Genomic DNA, 8,940 nt, shown 5'->3' on the forward strand with positions numbered 1-8,940 from the left:
CCGGCGCGAACGTCCCGTGCCGCGCCGACGCCTTCACTTATCAAGCCGCATGCCATGTGCAGTCCGCTGAAGGATCAATGACCTGCGACGGGGCAGTGTCTGATCGACTACACTTGGACGAAGTCTTACTGACAACATGAAGTCATTGTGACAACACACCCGCTGCTGTCGGCCCTGATTCCGCTGGTCGACGACCTGTCGCGCGACCTGCCGGCGCAGGAGCGCTACCGCCGCCTGCTGCAGGCGCTGCGCGAACTGCTGCCCTGTGACGCCACCGCCCTGCTGCGGCTGGAGGGCGAACATCTGCTGCCGCTGGCGATCGACGGACTGAGTCCGGACACGCTGGGCCGCCGCTTCCGCGTGGCGGAACACCCTCGTCTGGCCGCACTGCTCGACAGCACCCAGCCCACCCGTTTCGCCGCCGACTGCCCGCTGCCCGACCCATACGACGGCCTGGTGCTGGGCCACGGCGCCCACCTCGAAGTGCACGACTGTCTCGGCTGTCCGCTCTTCCTCGACGGCCAGGCCTGGGGCGTGCTGACGCTGGATGCGCTCGACCCGGCCCGCTTCGAGGGCACCGACCTCGATATGCTGGCCGGCTTCGCCAGTCTGGCCGCGGCCACCGTGAAAGCCGCTCAGCGCATGGAAGCGCTGGCGCGCCGGGCCGAGGACGGCGAGCTGCGGGCCGAGGCCTACCGCGCGGCGGCCAGCCCGGCCGACAGCCGCGGCATGGTCGGGCACAGCGCGGCACACCGGCGGCTGCTGAAGGAAATCGAGGTGGTCGGCGCCAGCGAACTGACCGTGCTGGTGCACGGCGAAACCGGCACCGGCAAGGAGCTGGTGGCGCGCGCGCTGCACGCGGCGTCGGCCCGCGCGGCGCGTCCGCTGGTGAGCCTGAACTGCGCGGCACTGCCGGACAATCTGGTCGAAAGCGAGCTGTTCGGCCATGTGCGCGGCGCCTTTTCCGGCGCGGTGGCCGACCGTCGCGGCAAGTTCGCGCTGGCCGATGGCGGCACCCTGTTCCTGGACGAGGTCGGCGAACTGCCGCTGGCCGCACAGGCCAAGCTGCTGCGCGTGCTGCAGGGCGGACAGCTGCAGCGTGTGGGCGCCGAGCAGGACCTTCACGTCGATGTGCGGGTGATCGCCGCCACCAACCGCGATCTGGCGGAAGAGGTGCGGGCCGGCCGCTTCCGCGCCGACCTCTACCACCGGCTGGGCGTATACCCGCTGCACGTGCCGCCGCTGCGCGAGCGCGGCCGCGACGTGCTGCTGCTGGCCGGCCGCTTTCTCGAACAGAACCGCGCCCGGCTGGGCCTGCGCGGACTGCGGCTGGCGCCGGACGCCCAGGCCGCCCTGCTCGCCCATGACTGGCCGGGCAATGTGCGCGAGCTGGAACACCTGATCGGGCGCGCCGCGCTGAAGGCGCTGGCCGGTTCGGCCGGCCGCCCGCGCATCGTGACGCTGGACGCCGCCCATCTCGAACTGGGTACGCCGGCGGCGACCGAAGCGGCGGTGCCCCCGACCGCCTCGCCGGTCACCGGCGGCGATCTGCGCAGCGCGACCGACCGTTTCCAGCGCGACGCCATCGCGTCCGCCCTGGCGCGGGCGGACGGCAACTGGGCCGCGGCCGCACGCGAACTGGGCCTGGACCGCGCCAACCTGCACCGGCTTGCACGGCGGCTGGACCTGCGCTGAGGGCGCTGAGGCGCCGCCGTTCTCCGGCGCTTGACCAGTGCATTCAAAGAAACGAAAATTCTTTGTGTGCAACACGCACACCGCCAGCGGGACGACCCGCAGGGCGTTTCTCGCGACGGGGACGGCCCCGGACTCCGGAGTTGCAGCCATGTCCTCAATGTCGTGGATCATCCTCTTGATCGCCGGTCTGTTCGAATGCGCCTGGGCGATCGGCCTCAAATACACCGAAGGCTTCACCCGCTTCTGGCCGTCGGTCTTCACCGTGGTGACCATGGTCACCAGCGTGGTGCTGCTGGGCTTCGCCATGCGCAACCTGCCGGTGGGCACCGCCTACGCGGTATGGACCGGCATCGGAGCGGTGGGCACCGTCATCCTCGGCATCGTGCTGTTCAGCGAGCCGGCGAATGCCGCGCGGCTGGTGTGCGTCGGCCTCATCGTGGCCGGCATTCTCGGTCTCAAGCTCACTTCGGCCTGATTCCCCGGGCAGGCGCGGCGGCCGCGCACTTGTGCCGGCTGCCCGCTATCGGCGAAAATCGCGGGCTTTCGCTTTTGCCGCACACACTTGCGTGCGCGGCCTCCCCGCACGCCCTTGCGTGCGCAGCCCATCTTTCGAGCCCATCATGACCGACCACGCCGCACTGCCTTCCGACGACGACAACCACATCATCGCGGAGCGGCGCGAGAAACTGCGCCAGTGGCGCGAAACCGGCGCGGCCTACCCGAACGACTTCCAGCGCACCCATTACGCGGGCGAAATCACCGCCCAGCACCAGGCCGCCACCGCCGAATCGCTGGAAGCGCACCCGGAGCGCGTGCAGCTGGCCGGCCGCGTCATGCTGAAGCGGGTGATGGGCAAGGCGAGCTTCGCCACCATCCAGGACATGTCCGGCCGCATTCAGCTCTACATCACCAATGACGGTGTGGGCGAAGAAGTACACGGCGCCTTCAAGCACTGGGATCTGGGCGACATCGTCGGCTGTTCCGGCACGCTGTTCCGCACCCGCACCGGCGAACTGACCGTGAAGTGCGACGGCATCCGCCTGCTGTCCAAGGCGCTGCGCCCGCTGCCGGAAAAATTCCACGGCCTGTCGGACCAGGAAGCGAAGTACCGCTACCGCTACCTCGACCTCATCACCAACGAGTCCTCGCGCGCCACCTTCGTCGCGCGCAGCCGCATGATGAGCGCCATCCGCGCCGAGATGACCCGCCAGGGCTTCCTTGAAGTCGAAACGCCGATGATGCACCCCATCCCCGGCGGTGCCGCGGCCAAGCCGTTCAAGACCCATCACAACGCGCTGGACATGGAACTGTTCCTGCGCATCGCGCCCGAGCTCTACCTGAAGCGGCTGGTGGTGGGCGGCTTCGAGAAGGTGTTCGAAATCAACCGCAATTTCCGGAACGAGGGCATCAGCCCGCGCCACAACCCGGAATTCACGATGATGGAGTTCTATCAGGCCTACGCCGACTACCGCGACCTGATGGACTACACCGAATACCTGCTGCGCCACTGCGCCGAACAGGCGCTGGGCACGACCAAGTTCATGTACCAGGGCCGCGAACTGGATCTGGGCCAGCCCTTCCACCGGCTCACCATCGTGCAGGCCATCCGCAAGTACAACCCGCAGTACACCGAAGAACAGCTGGCGGACGAAGCTTTCGTGAAGCAGGCCATCGTAACCCACGGCGAAAAGGTGAAGCCGGGCGGCCTCGGCTCGCTGCAGCTGCAGCTGTTCGAAGCCTGCGCCGAAGCGCAGCTGTGGGAGCCGACCTTCATCATCGACTACCCGGCCGAGGTGAGTCCGCTGGCGCGCCGCTCCGACCGTGAGCCGGACATCACCGAACGCTTCGAGCTGTTCATCGTCGGCCGCGAGATCGCCAACGGCTTCTCCGAACTGAACGACCCGGAAGACCAGGCGGCGCGCTTCCTGGAACAGGTGAAGGCCAAGGATGCCGGCGACGAGGAAGCGATGTATTTCGACGCCGACTACATCCGCGCGCTCGAACACGGCCTGCCGCCGACCGGCGGCTGCGGCATCGGCATCGACCGTCTGGTCATGCTGCTGACCGACTCGGCCAATATCCGCGACGTCATCCTGTTCCCGCAGATGCGCCGCGAGTAAGCGCCTGTACCGAACACGGCCGCCGATGAACGCCGATCGAACCGATGCCCGCGGCGCCGGTCCTGATCGGCGTTCCGCTTTTCGGCGTCCGCGCACGCCCTGACGTCCCATGTCCCGACCACTTCAGCCCCTGATTCCCGCGCCGCTCGAATTCGCCGACGACGGCACGCCACGCTCGGCCGCCTACGGCGACGTCTACCACTCCTCGGAAGGCGCGCTGGCGCAGGCGCAGCACGTGTTTCTCGCCGGCAACGGCCTGCCCGGCCGCTGGGCCGGGCGCGAGCGCTTCGTGGTGCTGGAAACCGGCTTCGGCCTGGGCCTGAACTTTCTCGCCACCTGGCGTGCCTGGCGCGACAGTCCGGAGCGATGCCAGCGGCTGCACTTCGTGTCGGTGGAGAAGCACCCGTTCGCGCAGTACGACCTGACGCTGGCCTACCAGCGCCTGCTGCCCCCGGACATGGCCGACATGGCGCAGAAGCTGGTGGAACGCTGGCCGCTGCCGGTGCGCGGCCTGCACCGCATCGAATTCGACAGCGGCCGGGTCATCCTCAGCCTGGGCCTCGGCGACGCCGACACGCTGCTGCCGCAGCTCACACTGCGCGCCAACGCGATCTACCTCGACGGTTTCTCGCCGGCGAAGAATCCGGAACTGTGGTCGTCCCAGACGTGCAGACAGCTGGCGAGGCTGGCGGCGGCAGACGCGACGCTGGCCACCTGGAGCGTGGCATCAGGCGTGCGCGACGCGCTGGCCGGTGCCGGTTTCGTGTGCGAGAAGATCGCCGGTTTCGGGCCCAAGCGCCACATGCTCACCGGTCGCCTGCATCCGGGCGCACAGTCGGCGGCGCTGCGCCACCGGCCTGAACGCGTCGCGCCGCGCCGGGTCGCGGTGATCGGTGCCGGCATGGCCGGCTGCGGCGTGGCCGAAAGGCTGGCGGCGCGCGGTGCCGAGGTGCTGCTGATCGAACGCCATGCCGCCCCGGCGCAGGAAGCGTCGGGCAATGCCGCCGGCGTGCTGCGGCCCATGATCGCCCGCGACGACAGCCTGATCGCCCGCTTCTCGCGCGCCGCCTTCCTGCACGCGTCGGCCCATCTGCGCCGGCTGGAGGGCGAAGGCCGGCCGCTGAAATGGGGGCCGACCGGCGTGTTCCAGGTCGCGCATGACGAAGAACACGAGGCGCTGCAGCGCGCGGTGTGCGAAACCGGGGCACTGCCGACCGGTTTCGTCCGCTATCTGTCGGACTGGGAAATGACCCGGCGCATCGGCTATCCGGTCGCGGCCGGCGGCTGGTGGTTCCCGCGCGGCGCCTGGGTCAATCCGGCCAGCCTGTGCGCCGCCCATCTGGAACGCGCCGGCGACCGGGTGCAGCGGCTGTTCTGCACCGAGGCGCTGGCACTGGAAAAACGGGACGCGGGCTGGACCGTGCAGGCCGGCGATCGCCGCATCGAGGCCGACGCGGTGGTGCTGGCCAATGCGGCGGACGCCCGCGCGCTGTCGCCGCTGCCCCTGCCGCTGAGCCGGGTGCGCGGCCAGGTGAGCCGTCTGCCGCGCATCCACCTGCCCCAGCTCCAGGTCACCGTCTGCCGCGAGGGCTACCTCTGCCCGACCCCGGACGGCGACCTCAATTTCGGCGCCAGCTTCGATCCGGACGACCCGGACACCGCAGTGCGCGAGGACAGCCACGCCGGCAATCTGGCACGCCTGCAGCGGCTGCTGCCGGACGCCGCGCTCAATCCGCCCGCTGCCGCAGCGCTCCAGGGCCGGGTTTCCTTCCGCACCGCGACGCCGGACCGTCTGCCGCTGATCGGCGAGATCGACGCAGGCGACGGCGCTGGCCCGCTCGCGCTGATCACCGGCCTCGGTGCCCGCGGCCTGGTATGGCACCCGCTGGGTGCGGAAACCGTGGCTTCCATGCTGTTCGGTGACCCGCTCCCGGTCGAACGCGACCTTCAGAAGGCACTGGACCCGGCCCGCTTCACCGGCAGAACTTGAGGCAGATCAAGAAGAGGGCGTAAAAATCCGCACGGAGAAGTGAAGATTTCCCACTCACGGCCGTTACAGGGCTTGTACCGGACAGCGCGCGACCTCGTCACTGCGATGATCGCCTGAGGGTCCGCTCCCGGTGCCGCCAAGCCACCTGGAGAGACACCGTGAAAATAAATCTGCCGGTTACGCAGAAAGAAGTCTTCCTTGAACCCGGGAAACCGATCGTCACCAAGACCGACCTCAAGGGTGCGATCACCTATGCCAACGAATCCTTCGTGTCGATCAGCGGCTTCAGCCGCGAAGAACTGATCGGACACAACCACAATGTGGTGCGGCATCCGGACATGCCGCCCGAGGCTTTCGAAGACCTGTGGAAAACGGTCAAGGCCGGCCAGCCCTGGCGCGGCCTGGTGAAGAACCGGGCCAAGAACGGAGACCACTACTGGGTCGAAGCCTTCGTCACCCCCATCCTGGCCGACGGTCGCACCGTCGGCTACCAATCGGTACGCAACACGCCCAAGCGTGAGGACGTGGCGGCCGCTGAATCCCTCTACCGCGCGGTGCGCGACAAGAGCGCGAAATTCCCCTGGACACCGGTCGACAAGTCCAGGCTGGGCCTGGCCGGCAAGGTATGGCTGGGCGCTGCCGCCACCTCCGCTCTGGCCGTGGCTGGCAGCGTGGTCGGCGGGCCGGTCGGCATCGGCCTCGGTGCCGCAGCGGCGGCCGTCGCACTGGCCGCCGCCGCCTGGCAGAACGTCAATGTCGCCGGTCAGCTCGACCGCCTGCATCGCACGCTGATCGAACTGGACGAAGGCAAGCTGGCCAAGCAGATCGAAGCGCCGTCCGGCGCACTGCGCCCGCTGTTCGTCGCCGCCGAGGTGATGCGCATCCATCTGCGCGCCATGTTCGCCGACGTGCTGGTGAGCGCCCGCGAGGTCGACGACCGCACCAAGGAACTGGATGACGCCATGCGCACGCTGATCCGCTCGACCGCGTCGCAGGGCGAGAACGTGATGCAGGTCGCCGCCGCGATGGAACAGATGAGCGTGTCGATCAACGAGGTATCGAGCAACACCGATCGCAGCCTGGAAGCGGTCAAGCGCACCGAACACAGCGCGCACGACGCGATGCAGACCATGGAGGCCGGCATCGCCAGCAGCCATCGCGTGGTCAATGTGGTGACCGAATCGCAGACCCGCATTGCCGAAGTGAATGCATCGGTCGAGAAGATCCGCCAGGTGTCGCAGGTGATCAACGACATCGCCGAACAGACCAATCTGCTCGCGCTCAACGCCGCGATCGAGGCTGCGCGCGCCGGCGAACAGGGCCGCGGTTTCGCGGTGGTGGCCGACGAGGTACGCAAGCTGGCCGAACGCACCCGCACCAGCACCAAGGACATCGGCACTGCAGTGACCGACATCATCCAGCTGGCCGGCTCGGCGGTGGACACCATGAGCAAGACCGCCGGCGAAGTGGCGAAATCCACCGGCGAGATCGAGGCCAGCAGCGCCGGCCTGCAGGGTATCTGGGACGCCAGCCGCGAAGCCGCGAACTACTCAGAGGAAATCACCCAGATGCTGCGGCAGCAGTCGCTCGCATCGCACGAGGTCGCCTGCAGCATGGAGCGCATTTCGAGCACGGTGGAACAGACCAATGTGAGCGTGCAGTCGGTCGGCGACGCCGCAACCCGCCTGCACACCACCTCGAGCGAACTGCGCGAGCTGGTGAAGCACCTGGAACAGGCGCTGCACTGAACCCGGCAGTCTGCCGTCAGCCGGCGGCAGACGCCCTCCCCCCGCTTTCCCCCTTGAGCGACAGCACCCGACAGCAGCGGGCCTGTCGCTCCTTTCTGTTTGTGGCGCCCCGCCGCACATCCGGCCGCGGGCAGAGCGTGTTCTGCCGGCGTTCAGTGTGCGCCGGTCAGTCCTTTCAGCACGTCGGCGACCCCGCGGGTGTGATCGGCCACTTCGGTGCTGCCGGACGCGCAGCCCTCGATCCGTTCGAGCACATCGGTCAGCCCGGACACGCCGGCCGACTGCGCCTCGATCATCTGCGCGACGCGGACGATCTCTGCCGCGAGAGCCGAAATGTCCTTGCCGATGACGCCCGCGCTGTTGCGCGACTTCTCGGCCAGCATGCGCACTTCGTCGGCCACGACCGCGAAGCCGCGCCCCGCCTCGCCGGCACGCGCCGCTTCGATGGCGGCATTGAGCGCGAGCAGATTGGTCTGGTCAGCGATCTGCTGGATCATTTCCACTACCCGCTGTATCCGGTCGCTGGCCTGTGACAGGTCGCGCGCGCTGCTGCCGACCTGATTGGCCTGACCCGCAAGCGTATCCACCGTACCGACCGCGGTGCGGATGACCGCCTGCTGTTCCGACAGCCGGTTGGTCAGATCCGCCACCGAACCGTACAGATCGCTTGAACACGCTTCCAGCTGACGGGCCGTGGTTTCGCGGGCGCTCTGTGCGTCGCACATCAGTTCGCCCAGATGGTTCAGGTCGCGCACCACCGGCGCCATGCTCACATCGACGTTGCCCGGGTCGAGCCGGCTGCCGAAGTTGCCGGCGCGGTAGTCGGCGATCTGCTGCACCATCACCCGCGACATGCCGGCCAGCTTGGCGTTGTGCCGGCGCAGGAAAAAGGCCTTGAACTCGCCGTAATGGGCGACGAAGTTGTCGACGTACTCGTCGCGGAACACCGCCCCGGCGTCGACGCGGAAGAAGAACACCGCGGTCAGCGTCTGGTTCAGGTTCAGCCCCAGGATTTCACCGAAGGTGGAAAAGCCCGCAATGTCGATGCCGGCGAACACCCGGTCCAGCGAGGACAGCTCGGTCCGGTTGTACAGCCGCCGCAGCACGCAGTCGTTGAACATGCCGGCCAGCGGCTGGCCCGGCTTGTCCTTCATGAAGTCGCGGAAATCGCGCTCGGTGGTCGCCGCGAAAGGCGTGCGCCTGACCAGCACCAGCTCCTCGCCGGGCGCCACGTCGCAGTAGAAATCGACCTTGTCGCGTTCGAAATCCAGCGTGGCGACCGAACGCACGAACAGTTCACCGTTGACCCGGATGGCGAAGGAGTGGCTGTCCAGCTTGGCCGCCAGTTCGCCGCGCGCGCAGCCGAAGGTCTGGCACAGCGCATCGA

The 8,940-nt window shown here is 68.3% G+C and carries 6 protein-coding genes; 5 read left to right on the top strand and 1 reads right to left on the bottom strand.

Going from position 1 to position 8,940, the window contains the following annotated elements; all coding sequences use genetic code 11:
- Positions 1-147: 147 nt before the first annotated feature.
- From norR to METUNV1_RS09055, 5 genes are all read left to right on the top strand, one after another.
- A complete protein-coding gene (gene norR / locus METUNV1_RS09035) occupies positions 148-1,695 on the top strand; it encodes a nitric oxide reductase transcriptional regulator NorR (protein WP_008061007.1) in 1,548 nt (515 codons plus the stop codon).
- Between the two features lie 157 nt (positions 1,696-1,852).
- A complete protein-coding gene (gene sugE, locus METUNV1_RS09040) occupies positions 1,853-2,170 on the top strand; it encodes a quaternary ammonium compound efflux SMR transporter SugE (protein WP_043359455.1) in 318 nt (105 codons plus the stop codon).
- Between the two features lie 145 nt (positions 2,171-2,315).
- Positions 2,316-3,815 carry a lysine--tRNA ligase gene (lysS, locus tag METUNV1_RS09045; protein ID WP_008061012.1) on the top strand — a complete coding sequence of 500 codons (1,500 nt, stop codon included), beginning with the start codon at positions 2,316-2,318 and terminating at the stop codon, positions 3,813-3,815.
- A gap of 109 nt (positions 3,816-3,924) precedes the next feature.
- Positions 3,925-5,805 carry a bifunctional tRNA (5-methylaminomethyl-2-thiouridine)(34)-methyltransferase MnmC2/FAD-dependent 5-carboxymethylaminomethyl-2-thiouridine(34) oxidoreductase MnmC1 gene (gene mnmC / locus METUNV1_RS09050; protein ID WP_008061014.1) on the top strand — a complete coding sequence of 627 codons (1,881 nt, stop codon included), beginning with the start codon at positions 3,925-3,927 and terminating at the stop codon, positions 5,803-5,805.
- Positions 5,806-5,963: 158 nt separating this feature from the next.
- Positions 5,964-7,553, top strand: coding sequence for a methyl-accepting chemotaxis protein (locus METUNV1_RS09055; RefSeq protein ID WP_008061015.1), 1,590 nt, complete (start codon positions 5,964-5,966; stop codon positions 7,551-7,553).
- Between the two features lie 152 nt (positions 7,554-7,705).
- On the opposite strand, the gene METUNV1_RS09060 is transcribed toward METUNV1_RS09055, so the two are convergent.
- Positions 7,706-8,940: methyl-accepting chemotaxis protein (locus METUNV1_RS09060; RefSeq protein ID WP_043359457.1), on the bottom strand; the 1,235-nt coding region annotated here is incomplete at its 5' end.

Source organism: Methyloversatilis universalis FAM5, from assembly GCF_000214035.2.
Lineage (GTDB): Bacteria > Pseudomonadota > Gammaproteobacteria > Burkholderiales > Rhodocyclaceae > Methyloversatilis > Methyloversatilis universalis.

Excerpts from the sequence above, each read along its gene's own strand:
- sugE (WP_043359455.1), top strand. The coding sequence starts at position 1,853 with ATGTCGTGGATCATCCTCTTGATCGCCGGTCTGTTCGAATGCGCCTGG.
- lysS (WP_008061012.1), top strand. The coding sequence starts at position 2,316 with ATGACCGACCACGCCGCACTGCCTTCCGACGACGACAACCACATCATC.
- mnmC (WP_008061014.1), top strand. The coding sequence starts at position 3,925 with ATGTCCCGACCACTTCAGCCCCTGATTCCCGCGCCGCTCGAATTCGCC.